Annotated in this window: 24 protein-coding genes; 11 read left to right on the forward strand and 13 right to left on the reverse strand. The window is 46.1% G+C overall.

Going from position 1 to position 22,533, the window contains the following annotated elements; all coding sequences use genetic code 11:
- Nucleotides 1-143: 143 nt before the first annotated feature.
- Nucleotides 144-1,244, reverse strand: coding sequence for a cell division protein ZapE (gene zapE / locus ACIGBN_RS03455; protein ID WP_396663666.1), 1,101 nt, complete (start codon nucleotides 1,242-1,244; stop codon nucleotides 144-146).
- 129 nt (nucleotides 1,245-1,373) lie between these two features.
- Between zapE and ACIGBN_RS03460 the strand changes: the two genes are divergently transcribed.
- Nucleotides 1,374-1,829 (forward strand): ZapG family protein, encoded by a 456-nt coding sequence (locus tag ACIGBN_RS03460; protein ID WP_133003266.1) that lies wholly within the window; start codon nucleotides 1,374-1,376, stop codon nucleotides 1,827-1,829.
- Between the two features lie 73 nt (nucleotides 1,830-1,902).
- Here ACIGBN_RS03460 and ACIGBN_RS03465 read toward each other — a convergent pair whose 3' ends face one another.
- Nucleotides 1,903-2,667 carry a Nif3-like dinuclear metal center hexameric protein gene (locus ACIGBN_RS03465; RefSeq protein WP_396663668.1) on the reverse strand — a complete coding sequence of 255 codons (765 nt, stop codon included), beginning with the start codon at nucleotides 2,665-2,667 and terminating at the stop codon, nucleotides 1,903-1,905.
- A 14-nt stretch (nucleotides 2,668-2,681) separates the two neighbouring features.
- Here ACIGBN_RS03465 and ACIGBN_RS03470 point away from each other — a divergent pair, with 14 nt between their 5' ends.
- The gene (locus tag ACIGBN_RS03470) at nucleotides 2,682-3,749 is read left to right on the forward strand and encodes a S1C family serine protease (RefSeq protein WP_133003264.1); all 1,068 of its coding nucleotides are present in this window, start codon (nucleotides 2,682-2,684) and stop codon (nucleotides 3,747-3,749) included.
- Here ACIGBN_RS03470 and ACIGBN_RS03475 read toward each other — a convergent pair.
- The 9 genes from ACIGBN_RS03475 to ACIGBN_RS03515 all read right to left on the reverse strand — a co-directional run bounded on the left by ACIGBN_RS03475 (nucleotide 3,743) and on the right by ACIGBN_RS03515 (nucleotide 10,625).
- A complete protein-coding gene (locus ACIGBN_RS03475) occupies nucleotides 3,743-4,297 on the reverse strand; it encodes a polyketide cyclase (RefSeq protein WP_396663670.1) in 555 nt (184 codons plus the stop codon). The genes ACIGBN_RS03470 and ACIGBN_RS03475 overlap by 7 nt on opposite strands.
- Nucleotides 4,290-5,639 carry a histidinol dehydrogenase gene (gene hisD, locus ACIGBN_RS03480; protein ID WP_396663672.1) on the reverse strand — a complete coding sequence of 450 codons (1,350 nt, stop codon included), beginning with the start codon at nucleotides 5,637-5,639 and terminating at the stop codon, nucleotides 4,290-4,292. The genes ACIGBN_RS03475 and hisD overlap by 8 nt, the downstream gene beginning before the upstream one ends.
- On the reverse strand, nucleotides 5,640-6,284 hold the full coding sequence (gene hisG / locus ACIGBN_RS03485) for an ATP phosphoribosyltransferase (RefSeq protein ID WP_133003261.1): 645 nt from the start codon (nucleotides 6,282-6,284) through the stop codon (nucleotides 5,640-5,642).
- Between the two features lies 1 nt (nucleotide 6,285).
- Nucleotides 6,286-7,548, reverse strand: a complete 1,263-nt coding sequence (gene murA / locus ACIGBN_RS03490; protein WP_133003260.1) for a UDP-N-acetylglucosamine 1-carboxyvinyltransferase — start codon at nucleotides 7,546-7,548, stop codon at nucleotides 6,286-6,288.
- Nucleotides 7,549-7,570: 22 nt separating this feature from the next.
- Entirely contained in the window at nucleotides 7,571-7,807 is a 237-nt protein-coding gene (locus tag ACIGBN_RS03495) for a BolA family protein (RefSeq protein WP_133003259.1), read from the reverse strand.
- Between the two features lie 200 nt (nucleotides 7,808-8,007).
- Nucleotides 8,008-8,622 carry a phospholipid-binding protein MlaC gene (locus tag ACIGBN_RS03500; protein ID WP_396663675.1) on the reverse strand — a complete coding sequence of 205 codons (615 nt, stop codon included), beginning with the start codon at nucleotides 8,620-8,622 and terminating at the stop codon, nucleotides 8,008-8,010.
- Between the two features lie 11 nt (nucleotides 8,623-8,633).
- Nucleotides 8,634-9,101 (reverse strand): outer membrane lipid asymmetry maintenance protein MlaD, encoded by a 468-nt coding sequence (gene mlaD / locus ACIGBN_RS03505; RefSeq protein ID WP_133003257.1) that lies wholly within the window; start codon nucleotides 9,099-9,101, stop codon nucleotides 8,634-8,636.
- 1 nt (nucleotide 9,102) lies between these two features.
- Complete coding sequence (mlaE, locus tag ACIGBN_RS03510; RefSeq protein ID WP_133003256.1) at nucleotides 9,103-9,885, reverse strand: lipid asymmetry maintenance ABC transporter permease subunit MlaE; 783 nt, start codon at nucleotides 9,883-9,885, stop codon at nucleotides 9,103-9,105.
- Nucleotides 9,882-10,625: an ABC transporter ATP-binding protein gene (locus ACIGBN_RS03515; RefSeq protein WP_133003255.1), complete on the reverse strand. Its 744-nt coding sequence runs from the start codon at nucleotides 10,623-10,625 to the stop codon at nucleotides 9,882-9,884. Before ACIGBN_RS03515 ends, mlaE begins: the two co-directional genes overlap by 4 nt.
- A gap of 225 nt (nucleotides 10,626-10,850) precedes the next feature.
- Between ACIGBN_RS03515 and ACIGBN_RS03520 the strand changes: the two genes are divergently transcribed.
- The 9 genes from ACIGBN_RS03520 to yjgA all read left to right on the forward strand — a co-directional run bounded on the left by ACIGBN_RS03520 (nucleotide 10,851) and on the right by yjgA (nucleotide 17,813).
- A complete protein-coding gene (locus ACIGBN_RS03520; RefSeq protein WP_396663678.1) occupies nucleotides 10,851-11,813 on the forward strand; it encodes a calcium/sodium antiporter in 963 nt (320 codons plus the stop codon).
- A complete protein-coding gene (gene lptC, locus ACIGBN_RS03525; protein WP_133003253.1) occupies nucleotides 11,813-12,379 on the forward strand; it encodes an LPS export ABC transporter periplasmic protein LptC in 567 nt (188 codons plus the stop codon). Before ACIGBN_RS03520 ends, lptC begins: the two co-directional genes overlap by 1 nt.
- Nucleotides 12,363-12,881 (forward strand): lipopolysaccharide transport periplasmic protein LptA, encoded by a 519-nt coding sequence (gene lptA, locus ACIGBN_RS03530; RefSeq protein ID WP_133003252.1) that lies wholly within the window; start codon nucleotides 12,363-12,365, stop codon nucleotides 12,879-12,881. The genes lptC and lptA overlap by 17 nt, the downstream gene beginning before the upstream one ends.
- Nucleotides 12,882-13,607 carry an LPS export ABC transporter ATP-binding protein gene (gene lptB / locus ACIGBN_RS03535; protein WP_133003251.1) on the forward strand — a complete coding sequence of 242 codons (726 nt, stop codon included), beginning with the start codon at nucleotides 12,882-12,884 and terminating at the stop codon, nucleotides 13,605-13,607. It begins immediately after the preceding gene.
- Between the two features lie 75 nt (nucleotides 13,608-13,682).
- Nucleotides 13,683-15,161: an RNA polymerase factor sigma-54 gene (locus tag ACIGBN_RS03540; protein WP_396663681.1), complete on the forward strand. Its 1,479-nt coding sequence runs from the start codon at nucleotides 13,683-13,685 to the stop codon at nucleotides 15,159-15,161.
- 18 nt (nucleotides 15,162-15,179) lie between these two features.
- The gene (locus ACIGBN_RS03545) at nucleotides 15,180-15,629 is read left to right on the forward strand and encodes a PTS sugar transporter subunit IIA (protein WP_133003249.1); all 450 of its coding nucleotides are present in this window, start codon (nucleotides 15,180-15,182) and stop codon (nucleotides 15,627-15,629) included.
- Nucleotides 15,630-15,639: 10 nt separating this feature from the next.
- The gene (locus tag ACIGBN_RS03550) at nucleotides 15,640-15,909 is read left to right on the forward strand and encodes an HPr family phosphocarrier protein (protein ID WP_133003248.1); all 270 of its coding nucleotides are present in this window, start codon (nucleotides 15,640-15,642) and stop codon (nucleotides 15,907-15,909) included.
- 8 nt (nucleotides 15,910-15,917) lie between these two features.
- Nucleotides 15,918-17,270 carry a magnesium transporter gene (gene mgtE, locus ACIGBN_RS03555; RefSeq protein WP_133003247.1) on the forward strand — a complete coding sequence of 451 codons (1,353 nt, stop codon included), beginning with the start codon at nucleotides 15,918-15,920 and terminating at the stop codon, nucleotides 17,268-17,270.
- Between the two features lie 6 nt (nucleotides 17,271-17,276).
- Nucleotides 17,277-17,813, forward strand: coding sequence for a ribosome biogenesis factor YjgA (gene yjgA, locus ACIGBN_RS03560; RefSeq protein WP_133003246.1), 537 nt, complete (start codon nucleotides 17,277-17,279; stop codon nucleotides 17,811-17,813).
- 61 nt (nucleotides 17,814-17,874) lie between these two features.
- Here the strand turns inward: yjgA and ACIGBN_RS03565 are convergent, their stop codons facing one another.
- Nucleotides 17,875-18,705 (reverse strand): carbon-nitrogen hydrolase family protein, encoded by an 831-nt coding sequence (locus ACIGBN_RS03565; RefSeq protein ID WP_396663684.1) that lies wholly within the window; start codon nucleotides 18,703-18,705, stop codon nucleotides 17,875-17,877.
- The gene (locus tag ACIGBN_RS03570) at nucleotides 18,705-22,526 is read right to left on the reverse strand and encodes a YhdP family protein (protein WP_396663686.1); all 3,822 of its coding nucleotides are present in this window, start codon (nucleotides 22,524-22,526) and stop codon (nucleotides 18,705-18,707) included. The genes ACIGBN_RS03565 and ACIGBN_RS03570 overlap by 1 nt, the downstream gene beginning before the upstream one ends.
- Nucleotides 22,527-22,533 lie beyond the last annotated feature (7 nt).

Genomic DNA, 22,533 nt, shown 5'->3' on the forward strand with positions numbered 1-22,533 from the left:
CAATACGCGTGTTCAATGACACGCTATACCTATTATTATTGGTTATTAAAGCACTTTCGATTTTTAATAACGTACACTTACCTTCTAAAAAGGCGTGCGGAGTATATAACAGCACGCCTAAAGAATAAAGCCGTAAAGCACTTTTATGGGCGATGTTCTAGTGATAAATAGTCTTCAGATTGCATTTCCAGCAAACGGCTCACGGTACGATCGTACTCAAACGCCAAACGCGTACCAGTATAGATGTCTGGAATCGCAACGTCCGCAGTAATAATCACCTTCACATGACGGTCGTAAAACTCATCGATGAGGTTAATAAAACGGCGCGCCAAATCATCTCGACTGGCGTCCATCTGAGGCAAATTGGCGATCAAGACGGTCGTGTACAACTTAGCGATTTCGATGTAGTCCACCTGACTTCGAGGCCCGTCACATAAGGCCTTCACGTCAAACCACGCCATTGTTTCACAACTTTTCACGAAAGGAATTTGACGCCCTTCGATCTCCACAGCGCCGTTCTCTTCAATGTGCGAGGCATCTGAAATCAAACTCATAAAGCGAGCCGCCAGCACATCATCAGATTCAGCCGTCAGCGGGTAATGGTAAAGCTGAGCCTGCTTCAAGGTTCTCAAACGATAATCAACGCCACCGTCAACATTCAACACCTTGGTGTGCTTATTAACCAGGTCAATCGCAGGCAAGAAGCGCGCACGCTGCAAACCGTTTTTATACAAGCCATCTGGCTCAATATTGGACGTGGCCACCAAGGTGGTGCCATTTTTGAACAGCACTTCCAGCAGACCGGCCAAAATCATCGCATCGGTAATGTCCGTCACAAAAAACTCATCAAAACACAAGACTTGCGCCTTTTCAGAGATTTGCTTGCCCACTATTTCCAATGGATTCTTAACGTGCTCTAGCTTACGCATCTCCTGATGCACCATTTGCATAAAGCGGTGAAAGTGCAAACGCATTTTCTTCTCAGTCGGTAGACACTCAAAAAAAGTATCCATTAAATAGGTTTTACCGCGCCCTACTCCGCCCCAGAAGTACAAACCTGTTTCTACTTCAATCTCTTTCTTCTTACGAAAAAGACCAAACAACCCACCAGAAGGCACCTGATTTTGCTTCGCTACCAATCGATCAAACAAGTCCTGAAGTGCTTCTACTGCTTCTTCTTGCGCTGGGTCGTAATGAAAATCTTCTTTTTCTAAATCCTGTTTATATCGAGTAATAGGCGTCATCGTTGCTCTTTCGTCACAATTAAATTAATAAAGCGTATTCTATCAAATAGATACTTAAACAACACCTAGCAAGGTGTTATCGTGGAGAGGATTTCGGCTATAATAGCCTCTGATTTTTGGGAGCACATTATGAACTTGGAAGAATTCAACATTATTGTTTTTGTTACTGGCGCCATTGTCGGCTTCGCCATTGCCCTTGTATTAAGAAGCATTACCTCGAAAAGCACGGAGAAAGAATCTTCCTCTAGCTCGAATGCCATTACTATCAAGTCCCTGCAACAAGAACTGGATAAGAAACAAGTCATTATCGACAATTTCTTCTCAGACAGTAATGAACATTTATTAACGGCTGAAAAACGTCTAGCAGAGTTGAGAAAAAATCTATCTTCTGGTGCTAGCCAGTTAAGCCATATCGACATACCGGTTTCGATCAACCCTCAAAGCACGCCTGTAGCAGCAGAAGAGGACATCACTGAACCGCCTCGTGATTACGCTCTTAAAAACGACGCTGAGCAAGGCATGCTGAGTGAAGATTTTGGACTGAAGAACAAACCAGAGTCTCTCGAACCCACCAGAGCAATCTAACACACTACTCTCTATCCCACTAAAAAGAGGCTCATGATTAAGCCTCTTTTTTTTACTTTCTTTTCAGGCAACCCTAGGCTGGGTTATCGATATCAATGAATATCGCATCCATTCCGTATTCTTCTTGCAACAAGGTCGCTATTGCCTGCGCGCCAAAACGTTCCGTCGCATGATGCCCCGCTGCCACAAAATGTATGCCTAACTCGCGCGCTATGTGGATCGTTTGTTCAGACACTTCGCCGGTGATAAACACATCCGCACCCGCCAAATAAGCCTGCTCGATATAGCCTTGCGCACCACCAGTACACAGCGCTACCGTCTTAATCTCTTTGCTAGACACAGCCTCAAGCAAAACGTCTCGACCAACCGCCTTTTCCACCAACGCCTTAAAGGCTTGCGTTGTCATCGCTTGAGCCAGCTCACCGACAACCCCAATCGCCTCTTCCAACGGCAGACCCGCTTGCAATGAACGACGCTCGCCCTGCAACCCTAACGCGTCAGCCAACCCCGCATTGTTGCCATAAACAGGATGAGCATCCAGCGGCAAATGGTAGCCAAACAAGTTAATATCGTTTTTGATCAAAGCAGATAAACGACGGTACTTCATACCGGTAATTTCGGGCGCTTCGTTTTTCCAGAAATAGCCGTGATGAACAAAAATCGCATCCGCACCGTGCGCAACCGCCGCATCAATCAGCGCCTGACAAGCCGTCACTCCCGTCACCACACGCTCAATGTTACTTTTCCCTTCCACCTGAAGACCATTGGGCGCATAATCTTTAAATCTGTGCGGACTCAACGTACTATCTAATAACCGTTTAAATTCATTTCGCAGCAAAACAACCTCTATCTATGAATCAGAAAAATCAGTGGACACCACTTATTATCGCCATTCTTCTCGGCACTTGTATAGGGCTTGCAACCTTACTCATTCAAGAAAAAAAGAAAGTGGCAGAAAACAGTTACGCAGCCCCAGTTGAAAAAGCAGCACCCTCTGTCGTCAACATTTACACTCAAGTTTCACCCAAAAACACCCCACTGCAAGACAACCCACTCAACAACCCTACACACCCTCAAACCATCAATTTAGGTTCGGGTGTTATTGTCTCTGCAGATGGCTTTATTCTCACCAACCACCACGTCATTCAAAACGCTCAACGCATTGTGGTTGGCCTACATGATGATCGTCAAATTGAAGCGAAACTGATTGGCTCAGACCCATCGACAGATCTTGCCGTATTAAAAATAACCGTACCCAATCTGACGCCCATCAAGCTCGGCAGAAGCAGCTTAGTTTCCGTGGGCGATAAAACACTCGCCATCGGCAACCCCTTTGGCATAGGCCAAACGGTCACCTCTGGCATCATCAGTGCCAAAGGACGAAACAGCATTGGCCTTAACACCTATGAAAACTTTATCCAGACCGATGCCGCCATTAACCCAGGCAACTCCGGTGGCGCCCTGATCAACCTACAAGGTGAGCTTATCGGCATCAGCTCGGCCATCTACTCTAGCAGCGGCGGTTCTCAAGGAATTGGCTTTGCCACACCAGTTGATGATGCGGTTCAAGTGATGCGCGATTTGATAAAACGCGGTCGCGTTGTGCGCGCCTATTTGGGAATGGATGCGAAAAAAATCACCTCTACACTGGCTAAAAGCTTAGCTTTGCCGGTAGATCACGGATTAATTGTTAGCGAGATAACCAAGGAAAGCCCTGCCGACAAAGCAGGCATTCAGATCGGGGACATCATAGTCAAAATCAACAATGCGACGAGTGACAACCCATTTAAAACACGAAATTTAATTGCTTCAATGAAACCCGGAACGACCATCTCACTACTGGGATACAGAGGAAGACAATCGTACCAAGCCAACATAAAACTAGAAACTCAACCGACCATGCAAAGCATTGATTATTGAGCTAATTCCACTTTTTCTTTTAAACGCTGCAGGCTAATTTCAAAATTACGCCCCGCGATTTTATTTGCAAAAAAGGCCAAGTAAGGACTCAAAAAGCCCGTTCTTAACTGCCCTTCAATTTCCCAATCAACATTCGTTGTGGTGTCATCGCCGCTCACGTAAATCGTGTTATGAACAAGATCCACACCCGCTTTAGGCTTAACATCAAACGCAATGGTGTTTGTGGTAACCGTAGTAAAGGTCAAACTGCCTTTGTCTGCTGAATCATGGTAGGAAATCCCCACTTCATCACCCTGCTGAAAAAAACCCTTATGCAGGTTCACTTGACCACCACTAATAAACATCCAATCAGGTAACGAATCTCCACCCAACAAGGCATTAACAACCACATCGTGCGGCTTATTAACAATAATGCTGCGCTCTACTCGATAATCGGTCGGCAGAAAAAAGCCAAGCACAACAACCGCCAAGATCACTAAGGCCGAAACCCTAGTAATCTTCCGCAATTGGTACAAAGCCTTAGGGTGAGAAGACGACTTCTTACTCACCTTTTACCTCCGATGACTTTACTGCAGACGCATCCACATCGGCCAAAATACGATACTCTGCCGACATAGCGTGCGCTTCTAACGACTCACCACGCGCCAGAGGAGACGCTATTTTTGCCAGATCACTGGCACCTTGTGGCGAACAATTAATCAAGGAGCTGCGCTTTTGAAAATCATAAACACCCAGCGGAGAGGAGAAGCGCGCAGTGCCCGATGTCGGTAACACGTGGTTAGGCCCAGCACAATAATCACCCAATGCTTCTGGCGTATGACGCCCCATAAAAATGGCACCCGCATGGCGAATTTTTTCAGACCATTTCTCAGGTTCATCAATCGACAATTCAAGGTGCTCTGCCGCCACCACATTGGCAATGTCCATTGCCTCATCCAGGTCTTTTACATGGATGAAAGCCCCACGATTTTCTAAAGAGACTTTAATGATCGCTTGGCGACTCTGCGCTTCAATCAATCGCTCCATAGAGGCTTTAACGTCTTGAATGAATGCTTTATCTGGCGTAATCAAAATAGACTGTGCATCTTCATCGTGCTCAGCTTGCGAGAATAAATCCATCGCAATCCAATCCGGATCCGTCTTACCATCGCAAACCACTAGAATTTCCGATGGCCCTGCAATCATGTCGATACCAACCGCACCAAACACCATGCGCTTCGCCGTTGCCACAAAGATATTACCAGGCCCTACGATCTTATCGACCTTAGGCACAGTGTCCGTACCATAAGCCAACGCCGCGACCGCTTGCGCACCACCAATGGTAAACACGCGATCTACGCCTGCAATGTAAGCCGCCGCCAACACAATATCGTTCACCACACCATCAGGAGTAGGAACCACCATAATGATTTCACCCACGCCCGCGACTTTAGCCGGCATAACATTCATCAATACCGAAGACGGGTACGCGGCTTTACCACCAGGAACATACACACCCACACGATCCAAAGGCGTAACCTTCTGACCAAGCACAGTGCCGTCTGCTTCTTGATACTGCCAAGAAGGCTGCTTTTGGCGTTCATGATAGTCATGCACACGCTGAGCAGCCGCTTCAAGACTCGCCACCAGCTCATCACTCACTCTTAATTTGGCTTGCGCCATCTCTTCTCGTGAGATTTCTAACTCCGTTGCCGATTTAATCTCGCGACGATCAAAGCGATTGGTAAACTCAATAACCGCTTCATCGCCTCTTTTGCGCACCTGAGTCACTATGTTTGCAACACTTTCTTGCACAGCAACATCCGACACGGAGTCCCAAGCAAGCAAAGTCTCAAGTTCTGCTAAGAACCCTTCTGACTCTGTCGAAAACTCTCTAATATTTAATTTCAACTATTTGCCCTCGTTCTCTTCGACAGCCCCACGCAACATTTCGATGATGGGCTCAATTTGAGCATATTTAGTTTTGTAAGCCGCCTTGTTCACAACCAAACGCGTACTAATGTCTGCAATAAATTCTCTTGGCTCTAAGCCATTCGCTTTTAGCGTATTGCCAGTATCCACGATATCCACGATCAAATCTGCCAATCCCATGATAGGCGCCAATTCCATCGCACCGTACAGCTTGATGACATCGGCTTGGATACCCTGATCCGCAAAATAGGCTTTCGCCGTTTTGGTGAACTTAGACGCCACTTTCAAGCGACGCTTAGGAAGATCAGCCCCAACCACGCCCGCGGTCATCAATCGACATTTTGCGATTTTCAGATCCACCAATTCGTATAGGTTTTTTGTGGTCGCTTCCATTAATACGTCTTTACCAGCCACACCAAAGTCAGCCACACCATGCTCTACGTAGGTCGGTACATCCGTCGCTCGCAAAATCACTAGCTTTATGTGTTCATGGTTAGTATCAAAAATCAGCTTACGACTTTTATGAATGTCTTCCGCCGGAATAATATTGGCTTTTTCAAGCAGAGGTAATGTTTCACCTAAAATACGCCCTTTTGAAAGCGCAATTGTTAATGTGTTACTCATGCTAGTTTAATACCCGTGAAATTTTCGCACCTAACGCACCGAATTTTTCTTCGATACACTCATAACCACGGTCAATGTGGTAAATACGATCGATTTTAGTGTCACCATCAGCCACCAATGCTGAAAGCACCAAGCTTGCCGATGCACGAAGGTCCGTTGCCATCACAGGCGCACCTTTCAAAGATTCACAACCACGTACAATCGCCGTATTACCATTCACTTCAATGTCAGCGCCCATGCGCAACATTTCATCAACGTGCATAAAACGGTTTTCGAAAATGTTTTCAATCACTCGACCAACCCCTGTTGCCACCGAGTTCAGAGCAACAAATTGCGCTTGCATATCGGTTGGGAAAGCGGGGTAAGGCGCGGTACTGATGTTGACAGCAGTAGGACGACGGCCTTCCATGTCCACTTCAATCCAATCTTCACCACAAGTCACTTTGGCGCCCGCTTCTTCAAGCTTCGCCAGCACTGCTTCTAATGATTTAACGTCGGTATCAATAACTTTAACTTTGCCGCCAGTAATCGCCGCTGCCACCAAGAAAGTACCGGTTTCAATACGATCAGGCATCACAGGATAAGAGGTACCATGAAGTTCCTCGACACCTTCAATGGTAATTGTATCGGTACCATGACCTTCAATTTTGGCACCCATCGCAATCAAGCATTTTGCAAGGTCAACCACTTCAGGCTCTTTGGCCGCATTTTCAAGTACGGTTTGACCTTCAGCAAGCGTTGCAGCCATCAATAAATTTTCTGTGCCCGTAACCGTTACCTTGTCAAAGAAGATGCGCGCCCCTTTAAGGCGACCATCAACACTGGCAACAATATCACCACCCTCAACAGAAATAGTCGCGCCCATCGCTTCAAGGCCGCGCAGATGCAAATCAACAGGACGACTACCAATGGCACAACCACCAGGCAAAGACACAGTCGCTTTACCAAAATGGCTCACTAATGGGCCTAGCACTAGAATGGAAGCGCGCATGGTTTTCACCAAATCGTAAGGCGCCTCTGAGTTATTCAATGTAGACACATCCAATTGAACACTCATTTTCTCATCCACCACGACGCCACAACCCATTGAGCCAAGCAGCTCTAGCATGGTGGTAATATCATGAAGATGAGGTAAGTTTTTAATCGTAATTAACTCTTTCGTGAGCAAGGTCGCTGCTAAAATAGGCAGCGCCGCATTTTTTGCTCCTGAAGCACGCACAACACCCTGAAGTCTTGTACCACCGGTAATCAGTAGCTTATCCATATGTTTCGTCTCTTCTAATTTTTTATAGCGTGCTGAATTGTTCTGGGGTGTAGGTTTTCATTGTGACGGCATGAATCGCCCCGCTGGAAATCGCGTCTTGAAGATGTGAATAAACCAGTTGCTGCCTTTTAACAGTAGACATTCCTTCAAACTCGGAAGAAACAACAACGATTCGAAAATTACAGCCTTCACCTTCGGCAGTAACCTTGCAATCATTGATAGTAGATTCTAAAAGTGCTTTCACTTCACTCGCGTTCACAATCGCTCCAATATTAAATATTCATAGATTTCATTATTCTACCTTAGTCGAGTCAACTTCTTAACACCCATTCACTCAACTCACCGTAAAAAAAATGTCTGTTTTGTTATTCACGCCTCTTGTTTGCCACAATTCTGGCAAAAAAAATCCGAAGCGGATAAATCGGCTTCGGATTTCTGTACTTCAAACCCAATAATGGCTTAAGACTTTTTCTCTAAAGACTGTTTCCAAGCGTCGATCGCGGCATCAATTTTATTATGATTTTGCTGCATCATGACAGAAAATTGTTTTCTAAAAGTCAGCCCGAAGTTGATATTGTTAATCACTACGTTGCTTAGCTTCCAACTGTCATTGCCATAATCTTCCATAAAGAAACTAAGATTCAGCGGACTGCCATCGCCCATTTGAAAATCCACATCGACCTTCACTTCACGGCCTTCACGCTGTGGTCCCAATGGCAACACCTTGATTTTGTCAGGTTCCAACTCCAACAAAGAGCCACCGTAGGTTTTCAACAAGGTATCCTTGGTTACCGTCGCAAAACGCACACGCTGATCAGGGGTCGCTCTGCGGTAGTATTTCCCCATTACTTTTTTAGAAAAATCATCAAAATCAATGACTGGTGTTAAAATCTTATCGATTCTCTGAGCCAACAGTGGCGCGTTATTCGCCAACTCTGCTTTGTCTGCAATAATGTCTGTTCGGAACGAATCAACCACCCCTATCACAGTATCACGAGCCGCTTCTTGCCCCGCCCAAACAGAAGAGGAAATCAACGCCCCCACCATCATTATTACTTTCATTACTCTCGACATACTTGTTACCTTTATTTATCAGAACCACTTGTCTTATTAAATAGGAACTGACTAATCAGATTCTCTAATACAAGCGCGGATTGCGTATCGTGAATTTCATCGCCATTTTTCAGCATTTTATCATCAGCACCGATAGAAATGCCCAAGTACTTTTCGCCCAATAGACCACTGGTTAAAATGGCTATCGAACTGTCATCAGGAATATTATGCACATCGGACTCAATATTCATGGTGACTTTGGCCATGTATAGATTTTTGTCGTAAGTGATTGAGTCAACACTGCCCACAGTAACGCCCGCAATGGTGACTTTAGCGCGATCGCTCAAACCACCAATATCATCAAACCGAGCGACTACTTGATAAGTATCTTTCTTACTCGCAAACCCCAAACCACTCACTTGCACGGCAAGGTACACAAACGCCGCCAAGCCCAACACAATAAAACACCCAACTAATAATTCAGCGCGCTTACTTCTCATCCTAAAAATCTCCAAACATCGCAGCGGTTAACACAAAATCCAATGCCAAAACGGCCAATGAGCCCAACACGACCGTTCTCGTCGTCGCTTTACCAATGCCTTCCGATGTCGGAACACACTCATAGCCCTGATAAACAGCAATCCATGTAATGGCCACTGCAAACACCAACGCCTTTATCAAACCATTTACTATGTCCGTATCAAAATAAACAGACTGCTGCATCAGCGACCAAAAAGACCCGTCACTCACGCCCAGCCAACCAACAGACACCAACAAACCACCAATAATACCCGCAGCGGAAAACACCATGCTCAGCAAAGGAAGACACACCACACCCGCAATAAAACGTGGGGCAATAACGCGTCGTAATGGATCGACCCCCATCATTTCATAGCTAGACAATTGCTCGGTGGCTTTCATTAGACCAATTTCTGCTGTCAACGAAGAGCCAGCGCGCCCAGCAAATAAAAGCGCAGTCACAACCGGACCCAACTCCCTTAACAAAGACAAGGCAAGCAACTGCCCAACCGAATCCTCAGAGCCAAACTTGGCCAAAATACTGTAACCCTGAAGGGACAGCACCATGCCAATAAACGTGCCGGACACAATAATAATAACGAGCGACAACACACCCACTGAGTAAAGCTGGCGCACTAATAGATTGACCGCCTCACCAAATCGCACAGGAAGACGAAAGATACTTTGGAACAGAAAAATACCCGCTCGCCCTATCGCTTCTAGCCAATCAAAGAGCCAAGCTCCTAGAGAAATCAAACCTTTCATTGCGACACCCCTTGATCAGAACCAAGGTCCTCAGGATAATGAAATGGCACAGGCCCATCTGGCTCGCCATGCAAAAACTGCTTCACTTGCGCGTTATCTGACGCTCGAATTTCGTCCGGCGACCCTTCGGCAATGACAAAGCCACCCGCTAAAATACAAACATGATCTGCAATCGACAAAGACTCTTCCACATCATGAGACACCAATACAGACGTAATGCCGGTGGCATCATTTAACTTACGAATCAGCTCAACCAAAACACCTTTTGAAATAGGGTCTTGCCCTGCAAACGGCTCGTCAAACATCACCAACTCAGGGTCAAGCGCAATGGCCCGCGCCAAAGCCACCCTTCTTGCCATCCCTCCAGAAAGTTCAGAAGGCCTCAAGTAAGCGGCACCGCGCAAGCCCACACTATGCAGTTTTTCCAGTACGATTTTCTTTATTTCAACAGCACTAAGTTGCGTGTGCTCTTCCAGCGGAAACGCCACGTTTTCAAACACCGTCATATCACTAAACAAAGCGCCACTTTGGAACAGCATGCCTATTTTCTCTCGCACCTTATATAAAGCGGAGCGTGACAATGTGTGCACATCTTGGCCATCCACCATGATATTTCCACTATCCGGAGACAGTTGAGCGGCAATAAGTCGCAACAGGGTGGTTTTACCTGTTCCACTTGGCCCCATCACAGCCGTGATTTTTCCCCTAGGAATCGTTAAGGATACATCGTCATAGATCATCCTATTTCCTCTAGAGAAGCGAAGATTCTGCACTTTTATATACACATCTAGCACTGATTCACCTTCTAGTCCTTATTAAAGTATCGCCGGATAGTATCATCCGCCTTTCACAAAGAGAATCTTGACGCAGACAGATTCGAAATTGTTTCAAAGATCAAGTCTTGAATTTAACCCGTAAACCTCATTAAATGGGGGCTCATTTAATTTACGAGTAAATTCAAGGCTATGCTGCTGTTTTCCGCTGCTCTTATTGTGGGTTTGATCCTGCTAATCGTTAGTTCCGATAAATTCATCGAACACGCTGCACTTGTTGCTGAAAAACTGAACGTTAACCCAATGGTCATTGGTGTGACCTTAGTGGCTTTTGGCACTTCAGCCCCTGAAATGGTGGTGTCTGGCATTGCCGCTCTTGATAACGCACCAGAAATTGCCATTGGTAATGTGCTTGGCTCAAACATCGCCAACATTGCCCTCGTTTTTGGTGTCACATTACTCTTTTCCGCCATCCCAATCGCGAAGGGACTTGCCACCAAAGAAGTCCCCTTGGTCATCGCCATCACCTTACTCGCTGGCTGGCTTTTACATGACCACTATTTAAGCTTTTACGATGGCATTATTTTGCTGGTTGCGTTTGCGATTATGTTGTTTATTTTATTGCGCGGCAGCAAAAACCTAGAAGAACAATTAAAGGACGAATTACCCAGCGATGACGGCACCTCTACTGGGAAGTCACTGATCATCGCCTTGATCGGCTTGGCCGTCCTCATCGGCAGCTCAAAACTCTTGGTTTGGGGCGCAATCGGCATCGCGAAAGGGCTCGGCGTTAGCGAGCTAGTCATCGGGCTAACCATAGTTGCAGTTGGCACCAGCCTGCCAGAATTGGCGGCCTCCATTAGCAGTGTCCGTAAAGGCTTACACGACATAGCGATCGGCAACATCATCGGTTCCAATATTTTCAACCTAGCTACAGTACTGCCGCTGCCTGGCTTAATTGCCCCAGGCATGATCGATGCCAATGCCTCTGGCCGAGATTATTACTGGGTATTAGGCTTAACCCTTGCTTTGTCTTTGCTTATCTTTCTCTTTAGCAAATCCAAACACGTCAGCATCCCTCGCTGGGTAGGCTTCCCTCTCGTGGGGGCTTACGCTCTTTATTTAATTCTTGTTAGTACAGGAAGTGCCGCATAATGATTCAGTTAAACGCCAAAAACATCCTCATTGGCGCCGCTGTTATTGCACTGGTTTGTGGTGTTTTCTTTACCGACACACCACTCACTCGCTCACTTGTGCCGACTGAAAAGCTCAGCAGCACACCGGACTATTTCATCACCAATATCAACGCAAAAGAATACGATGAAACTGGCATGCTGCAAGAAACACTGACCGCCACACAGGCGCTACATTACAGTCAAAACTCTCGCACTTTACTAGACAATCCCACCGTAAGACGACACCAAAACGCTGGGCTCTGGCATGCCAAAGGAAAAAAAGGAATAATAGAGGATGGCAGTCATGATATCCTGTTAACCGATGACGCTGTTGCCGTTAAGCAGTCTGTAGATTCACCCGACATCATTCTTAACGCCGACAACATTCATTATTTAGACAGTAATCAGTCATTAACAAGCAGCGGTCACGCCACCTTGCATTCGACACAAGGCAAGACAACGGCAAAAACCATCGTTACTTACATTAATTCAGAAGAAGTCGTCATGACAGGATCCGTACGAGGACAGTATGAAACAACTCATTAATTTCAGCGCACTCTTGGCCAGCTTAATCATTAGCCAACAAGTCCTTGCTCTGCCTGATGACTTAAGTCAGCCACTAACAATACAGTCGAACGAAGCCTTTTTAGACCAAAAAACAGGTGAAGCGACCTACAAGGGCGATGTCTTTGTGAAACAGGGAACCATTGAGATACAAGCTCAATACCTGAAGGTCACAACCGACCCTAAAACTCGTAAATTCAGCAAACTGGTTGCCACAGGCGGACCGGCAAAATTCAGTCAGCAAATCGACTGGAGCGGCAATATGATGATCAGTCGAGGGGATAAAATAGACTATCAAGTCACCACGTCAAAATTGGAAATCTTTGGCAATGGCTACCTCAACAAGATGGACGACAAGATCACCGCCGATTACATCCTCTACCACATAGACACCGGCACCTTTAACGCCCAGAAAAAAGGCACAGGGCGCGTATCTATGACATTACAACCAGCAGACAACGAAAAAGAAGGCAAAAAGAAATAGATGGCCCTTTTAGAAGCAAAAAACCTGGCGAAGAGCTACAAAAAAAGACAAGTCGTTAAAGACGTCTCTCTTTCTGTAGAATCCGGTCAAGCCGTTGGCTTGCTCGGCCCAAATGGCGCAGGCAAAACGACCTGCTTCTATATGATAGTTGGCATGGTCGCGAATGACGCCGGCGGCATCTTCATCGACGGGCAAGACATCACCAAAAACGCCATGCATACGCGGGCGCAAAAAGGCATTGGCTACTTACCACAAGAAGCCTCTATTTTTAGAAAAATGTCCGTTGAAGACAATATTTACGCCATTTTAGAAACGCGCAAAGAGCTGTCAAAAGAACAAAAGAAAGAAAGACTAGAAGGCCTGTTAAACGAGTTTCATGTCACCCACATTCGCAGCAACTTAGGCATGGCACTCTCTGGCGGCGAACGTCGTCGCGTGGAAATAGCGCGTGCGCTTGCCATGAACCCCAAGTTCATCCTATTGGATGAACCTTTTGCTGGGGTTGACCCCATCTCGGTTGGCGACATTAAACTGATCATAAAACACCTGCAAGAAAGCGGCATTGGTGTTTTGATTACCGATCACAACGTACGCGAAACATTAGACATTTGCGACAAAGCCTATATCGTAGGCAATGGGAAAATAATCGCCTCAGGTGATGCTGATACCGTGATCAACAATGAGCAAGTAAAAAAGGTTTATTTAGGGGACGACTTCCGTCTATAGCCTCTTATCTTTGCAGCCGAAAGGGAGTAGTATGCATAACTCGTTCCAATTTCCTCTTATTAGAAGTGTTTCTTTATGAAGCAGTCTCTGCAATTAAAAATCGGTCAACAACTGACCATGACTCCCCAGCTGCAACAAGCCATTCGGTTGCTGCAGCTTTCTACGTTAGACCTGAAACAGGAAATCCATGAGTTTCTAGAATCCAATCCGCTTTTAGAAATTGATGATGAAGATTTTTCCCATTCAGAAGCGCCAACGAGAGAACAGGAAGAGGCAGCCAGTAAAAAAACCGAGGCGAACGCCAGTGAAGAAGCCCGCGTTGAGTCCGAGTGGACCGACAGTATTCCAGCAGAGCTCTCCATTGACAGCAATTGGGACGATACTTACCAAAATTCTGCCGCAGCAAGCGTCGGCTCCAGCAATAATTATGAAGGCGACAGTGACTACGAAAGTCGCAACGCCCCTGCTGAAAGCATTCAAGATCACTTGATCTGGCAACTTAACCTAACGCACATGTCAGATCGCGACATTGAAATCGCTTACGCCATCATTGAATGCGTGCAATCAGACGGCTATCTCAGTATTACGCCTGAAGATATTTGGGAATCGCTAACCAGCGAACTTGAAGATCTTGAGCTCGACGAAGTCATGGCAGTGCAACACAGACTACAACGCTTTGATCCTGCTGGCGCCTGTTCAACCGACTTACGCGATTGCCTATTAGTGCAATTAGAAGCCTTTCGCGACCACCCTCTTTATAAGAGTACCTACAACCTAGTCGATAACCATCTGGCTTTACTAGGCAACCGTGATTTTGCTCAATTAAGTCGCAAAACAAAGCTCAAAGAAGAGTCATTGAAGGAAGTGGTCGATCTGATTCAACAACTCAACCCACGACCAGGCTCTATTATTGATGCCGATGATACGGATTATGTTATTCCAGATGTCTCTGTCAAAAAGTGCAATGGGGTTTGGCAAGTTGAGCTAAATAACGACGCGTTACCGCCCGTCAAGATCAACGAAACTTATTCTGCGATGGCCGCAACAGCCTCCACCTCAGAAGACGTCACCTACATCAAAAACTCCTTGCAAGAAGCCAAGTGGTTTATGAAAAGCCTACAAAGCCGCAACGAGACCCTACTCAAAGTGGCCAGCTGTATCGTAAATCGCCAAATCGACTTCTTTGAACTTGGTGAAGAAGCCATGAAACCCATGGTACTTCACGATGTCGCGGAAGAAGTCGGCATGCACGAGTCCACCATTTCGCGTGTGACGACACAAAAGTACATGCACACACCAAAAGGTATTTTCGAGCTGAAGTACTTCTTCTCAAGCCACGTTAATACCGCTTCTGGTGGCGAATGCTCTTCGACAGCAATCAGAGCCATGATCAAAAAATTGGTGGTAGAAGAACCCGCCAAAAAGCCCTTGAGTGACAACAAGCTAGCCACTATTTTAGCGGACCAAGGCATACAAGTAGCACGACGAACTGTTGCAAAGTACCGTGAGGCAATGAACATTCCTCCTTCTAATGAACGAAAACGATTGATTTAATACGGACAACTACTTCTTATGCCATTAAAATCATTAATAAAAGCAGACCTTGTCTTTGCAAAACAAGACGTTGTGAGCAAAAAACGCATTCTTGAAAGCGTTGCCGATGTGGCTGCAAATCGTCTCCATTGTGACAAAGAAGCAATCTACGAAGCTTTACTTGGACGCGAAAAGCTAGGCAGCACCGGCATTGGTAATGGCATTGCCATTCCTCATTGTCGCCTAGAAAGCGCCAATCACACCGCTGTCGTTATTTTGTCGCTGCAATCTGCCATTGACTTTGATGCGGTCGACAGAAAACCAATCGATTTAGTTTTTGCGTTAATTGTGCCACCACAAGAATGTGACGCACACTTATCCACGCTGGCGGAAATTGCTGAACTGGCACAATCAGAAAAAGTGTTAAACACATTAAGAGAGGCCGAAACAAATGACGCCCTCTTTATTGCACTAGATTCATTACTATAAAGGAAAGAGTATGTTGGAAGAGTCTATCACCATCATTAACAAACTTGGCCTTCATGCGCGCGCAGCTGGCAAACTGGTAGAAACAACGTCTCGTTTCTCTTCTGACATCACCATTGAAAAAGATGGCCGCAACGTTGATGGTAAAAGCATCATGGCAATGATGATGTTGGCGGCTGGCAAAGGCACAGAGATCAAAATTAAAACCAACGGGGAAGATGAAGAGGAAGCCATCAAAGCGGTTATCACCTTGATCAATGATCGCTTCGGCGAAGACGAGTAAGGATCGCCATGCCAGAACAAACCACCTTAGCCCACCTTCAAACGGTCACCGACTCCCTTGAGTCCGGTGCCACCATGCAGATCCGTTATCTCCTTAACGGTGCACTACCTGCTCAAGATGTTGCCCGTTTACTGGAATCTTCCCCACCAAAAGAACGTAAATTACTTTGGGACCTAATCGATTCCAAAAATGAAGGGGATGTTCTTCAATACCTAAGCGAAGACATTGGCGTTCAATTCATGCGCAACATGAATACTGAGCGTCTCGTAGCCGTTTCCGAACACTTTGAAAGCGATGACCTTGCCGACCTTTTACAACACCTTCCAGAAACCGTTGTAAAAGAAGTACTGGCTTCCATGTCAAGCCAAGACAGGTTACGAGTAGAAGCCCTACTGAGCTACTCAGAAGACTCTGCTGGCGGCTTGATGAATACGGACACCATTACCATACGTCCGAACATCACAGTAGACATCGTTTTCCGCTACCTTCGTCGCCACAACAAACTTCCAGACATGACGGATAACCTACTGGTTGTTAGTCGCTCTGATCGACTGCTTGGCTCGCTGCCTCTCACCAAACTCTTGGTAGCCGATGTGAACGCCACCGTGCGCGACATCATGGAAACCGACAACACAGTGATAGACGCAGAAACGCCTGCCAGCGAAGTGGCACAACTGTTTGAAAAAATGGATCTGGTCTCGGCACCGGTTATTGACAGCAAAACCAGAAAATTATTAGGCCGCATCACCATTGATGACGTGGTCGATGTTATCCGCGATGAAGCGGAGCACTCCATGCTCAGCATGGCAGGCCTAGACGATGATGAAGACACCTTCTCCCCCATCTTAAAAACCACCAGACGACGCGCCGTTTGGCTAGGCATCAACCTAATTACCGCCTTCATTGCTTCCTATGTGATTGGGCTATTCCAGCACACACTTGATCAAGTGGTCGCGCTGGCCATTTTAATGCCCATCGTTGCCAGCATGGGCGGCATAGCAGGCTCTCAGGTACTTACCTTGGTTATTCGTGGTATCGCCTTAAATCAAATCGGTGCCACCAACACAAGATGGCTTTTAAACCGCGAATTGATCGTCGGTTTGCTAAATGGCATACTTTGGGCAACGGTTATTGCCGCTTTAACCGCACTTTGGTTTGACAACATAAAGATTGCCTATATCATTGCAAGCGCGACAATCATAAATCTCTTGTTTGCCGCCCTCACTGGCACGCTATTACCTATTTTCCTGAAGAAGCTAGGTATTGACCCTGCATTAGCCGCCAGTGTGATTTTGACAACTGTGACCGATGTTGTTGGCTTCTTAGCCTTCCTTGGTCTCGCCACTCTTTTTTTAGTATAGGTTCCCATGACAAACTTTGATCAATTTGATGACGACGAAGAAAACTTTAAAAGCAAAACGCAGATCAAGCGTGAAATGGAAGAACTCCAAGAGTTGGGCAAGAAATTATTAGGCCTCAGCAAAAATCAGCAAAAGAAAGTTGATATGTCTGAGACCCTACGAGATGCACTGGCCGAAGCGGATCGAATTAAACAGCGCGAAGCCATGAGAAGACACCTGCAATACATTGGCAAAGTCATGCGCACAGAAGATCATGAAGCCATTGCTCGTCGTGTTGCCCTGTTTGATACAACCTCTGCCGCTTACAACAAACTCTTCCATCAATTAGAGCTAAAACGCGATATCTTGATTGGAGAAAACAGCAAAGAAGCGCTGGCTGATTATTTACGCGAACACCCAGAAGTAGAAGACATACAGCAATTACGACAGCTGATTCGTCTATCTCAAAAAGAAGTGTCTCAGCAAGGTAACACCAGCAACAGAAAAAAACTGTTTCGCTTCTTGAGAGAAACAGAAGAGAGAAAATTAGGTTTAATGGAATAATATCCAGCCAAGAAATAACAACCTCATGCGCCTAACAGCCCATGAGGTTTTTTTTTGCCTTTTAAAGGCGACGATGCGACATGCAAGGCATTCTTTCTCGACACTCAATTAATGACGAATCATCAATCTCACAAACAAAATACCCTGGCGCTTCTTCTAAGTGAGATAAAGATTCACCGGTAGGAGAAAACAACACACTGTGACCATAAGTCTGTCGTGTTTCATTATGCCAACCACATTGGTTCACCCCTAACACAAAGCACTGGTTTTCTATCGCTCTGGCAGCCAACAGAGTATTCCAATGCGCCTTACCCGTTACATAAGTGAAGGCCGCAGGCACCAACAAGATCTCAGCGCCCGCCTTAGACAGAGCGCGATACAATTCCGGAAAACGAAGGTCGTAACAAATACTCAAACCCACTTTAAAGCCATCAACATCAATAATCTGTGTCTCGATATCACCAGGCTCAATAGACGCCGACTCCTTGTAAGCCCCAGCTTTGTCGTTGACCGCCACATCAAATAGATGAATTTTATCGTAGCGCTTTACCAATTCTCCATCAGGTGAAAACACCAAGCACGATTGACGCACTCGATTGTTCTCAACACAGTCACCATTCGGACGGCTGGCTGAGGGGTGTGAACCGACCACCAAATAAATGGAATTCTGAATAGCCAATTCTCGAACCGCGCTTAAAATCACCGCTTGCGCCTCAGAGTCGGCCAAACCACGCATGGCTTTTCCATCAAACAAAAAAACATTTTCCGGCAACACAACCAATCGAGCGCCATCTTGCGCGGCCAACCCAACCCATTTTTTCACCATTTCTAGGTTTGTAGACCAATCAGCCACACTGGTTAATTGGATAGCGGCAATACGAAGTGATTTCATTAGCGTTCCACTCTTTTCGCAGGTTTATGTTTAATTGGCGTAATAATCGGCTCATCGAAAGAACCCTGTACCTTATATTGAACACTGGTCACTTTTGAAATCTTGTCGCCAATCAGTTTATCCGTTAAGTACAAGATACCCGCCAGCTGAGGCGTTCCCCACAGTAAACCTGCCAATGGCAGAGAGCGAGTAATTGGTAAGGTCGCGGTCAACACCTCATCCAAGGTCTCATTTGCAATGTCTGCACTGCCTTCCACCGTCACTTCCGCGGTTGGCGACACTATGTGTAACGGTTTGGTTGTTTTCAATATTCCTTTGTTGATTTCGAAAGCCCCTTCAAAGCGGTCGTAGGTCAACCCTGGCTTATAGACATCTGAGAAATCGAGCGTCAAACGTCGTCTTAATGCCTCAACATTGAAAATACCAAATATTTTCATGAACCCCGGCAATTCATCAACCTGAGCAAAATTACCGTCTTTTGCATCAAAAACAATGCGCCCAGATAGAGACGGACGATCAAAATAAAATGGATTACCGTACCAATTCAGCGCAACATTGATTTTATAATTTTTCGATGTCACAAAGGCCTTATCGGAGAATTTACCCGTTAGCTCAGCCAAGTCTTTGCCGTTTACCGCCATGGTTAATGTCACGCTGGGGGCGTTTTTATCGTCGCGCCACACCAAATGACCATCAAATGTGCCTTTTTTCAAACCTGAAGAAAAAGGATCCACGCGCAGCTCATTGCCCTGCTGAATCACATTTAAGTTCCAATCACCGTATGGCGCTTGGTTAATATAAAGCTGATCAATGATCAAACGCATATTAGGGATTTGATTCGCATGAAACGGCGGCGCATCCGCCTCTTCTTTTGCTGAGGTCTTCTCTGTATTCCAATTCAAATAACCAAAATGGAAGCGCGGCTTACCCGCGTCATGGTCAAACTTAACGTTTAATTCATCCGAGCTGACCTGAAACTTCCCTTTTGCCTTATTAACGTCATAATTTAACTTAACATTGTGCAATGTATTCTGGTCATTGACCACCACCTGATCCACCAACAAATTCACTTGGCGCAACCAATCAGGCACTTTAAAACCCTCATTTGGCAGAGCATCCTTGGTCGTTTTGTTACTGACCGAAGTGCCTAACACCGCCTGCCACTGAGCCACATCAAAGGCGGCAAACTGCCCTTCAAAAGCCAAACCTGGCAGCATGTCTTTGGGCAATGCCTTATTGGAATTCAAATATAAGTCACCCCCATAAAGCGCCCCCGAACGAACCAACAAGCGCACTTTCGCTAAACCAGCAAGGCTGCCCTGCACAACGACATCCTGTTGATGCGCCATCACCTTTAAATCCAACGGCATGGCTTGCGTGGAGACCTTAGAAAAAGGCTTCGGAAAAGACGCCACCCCACCCTTGAGATCACTGTTAAGGTGCAAATCCACTTGCCCTTCTTGTGACTTATTAATCTCCAGCGTGCCTTGATAAGACACATCACCTGAGAGATTACTTAGCACCTGCTCAGGCCATTTCTGCCAGCTAGCCACCTGATGCAAATCAACGCCACCAGAAAGCTGCCCAAGTACACTAATGCGACCGTCGCTTTCTACCCCTGACGTGAGATCAAGATGGGAGTCTCCTGAAAAAGCGCGAACGTCAAAATGCGAATCCGTAATCCCTTTTTCGGTAGAGAAATGAAACTCTCCTTGCTTAACTTGTGTGTCTAGATTTACATCCCCAATGTAAATAGGGTTATCTTTAAACACCAAGGCCAATGTTGCTTTTGGTTGCAGCGTTTGATCATTCAATGGAACCGACACATCAAATTCAGCAGCGACATTGCCTTTGATGGTCCACGTTTTAAACGGCGCAAGAACACTGTCGTTCAATGGTGTAGTACGCAGCAAGTTCAAGGCTTCTGCTGCATCCCGATCGACTTTACCGGATACACTCAGCCAATCTGCCTTACCTTCTTTAATCGGCACGTTCACGGCAATATTAGACACCTTCACATCGGACAAAGAAGCAGAATGAACGTCAACATGCACTCCAGACTCATCCAGTAAAAACTGACCATTAAGCGACTTAGCAACAGGCCAGCCTTTGCTGTAATCTAATTGCGCATTACTGACATCCATTTTAAGACGCACGTCTGGAGTGGCCCCATCCGCCAATTCGGATTGAATAATAAGGTCAAGGTTATTCACTTCTCCTTGGTCAGAGAGCGCGCTGCCAATCCAATCCTTCAACTCTGTATTCAGTGCATTTTCTGGCAAATAGACAAGCCTATCTGCGATCGGGATATGCTGCCCTCGGATACTTAGAGACAACCAGTCTGGGGCATTTGGCCGAGACTCAAAACGAAATCCGCCATCGACATCCGCGCCATTTCGGTGAATTTTTAATCCGCGCCCACTCACCACCAAGGTGTTTTGAACCAACTGCCAATCCACCAACCCAGAAAGCCCGCTCACTTGCCACTTATCTGCATACAAGGTTGGAAACGCCAGCTCACCACGCTGTTGCTTAAACTGAATATAACCATCACCGTCAGTGAGGCTAAACACAGCGTTTAAATGATTAACCTCAGGTATGCCTTGATAACCCGCCACTGACGCCTGTTGTAAATTGCTTAAAAAGTGATAAGAAACAGCATCGCCTTTTTTACCTAAACGCAATGCCGCATTGGAGACCACCCCTTGTGGCGCCAACCCAGAAATCAACTTTGATACATGCCATTCTGGTTGCAAAAAATGCTTGGCAATGCGATGCGCTAAACCAAGATCCAATTGGTTAAACGACAGGTACGACTGATTCGAAGTCTTCAACCACTCATAAGAAAGATTGATTGGTGGGTAAACTTGACCCGCCTCATCTTTCAGCGCCAATTGATGAACATCGACAAATGCTCCGCCTCTTTTCTGGCTATATCGAACTCGAATAGACGGGGCGGATTCATAGGTTTCACCGTTATTGAAGCCCAACATCAAGCGCGATGCTTTCGCTTGCAGACTCAACCCATCTCCCACTCGATAATTTAGCCAAAGCTTGCCGGCAAAATCCGCATCAGACAAGCTTGCCGCCCAAGAAGAAGACTCTCCCCCAAAAGGAATAGAAATATTAGGCACATCTACGCTAGCGTCGACCTGATACGCGCCGAACACACCGAGCGACTGGTAAATTTTGGCATTAATATCAAATGGCGTGGCGTTACCATCGACATACACTGTCGACTTGATCCATGACGATTGCGTATGTTGAAAAATATAGGCGGAGGGAATCGAGACAGAATGATCACCATATTGCTGGCTGACCAGATCAACATTGGCATTTAACACAGAAAAACGTTGTTGCGCCGTTAGGTAGCCTAAAATACGCTCTACACCAATATCAGTCTTCACATCAGAGGAAGGCGCTGAGCCCTTTAAAGCCCATTGACCGGCACGCTCTTGCAAAGACAACGACGGCTTAACAAAACGCACATAAGTAAATTGAGGGGAGAAAGTAAGCAGGGATTTAATGGCGTCGATGCGCACTCGTATTTCAGCCACGCTCGCCGCAGGTGAGCCATTAACAGACATCACCAAGCCATTGATAGAGACAGTAGGGTCAACCCCTTCTAGGTGCCCGCCGATACTATCAAGCGTCACCTGATAGCCAGTTAAGTGACTTAAATTACTTTCTATTTGTGTGCGGTAATCATTCAAGCATGGCAACAGCAATTTAACAGACACAACCAGCACAGCAAGCAAGGCCGCCACACCGATAACGAACCAATATACGCCACAAACACATCCTTGCAGTTGCTTTTTCATCCTGAGC

It is taken from the genome of Marinomonas sp. NPDC078689 (assembly GCF_044542435.1).
Lineage (GTDB): Bacteria > Pseudomonadota > Gammaproteobacteria > Pseudomonadales > Marinomonadaceae > Marinomonas > Marinomonas arenicola.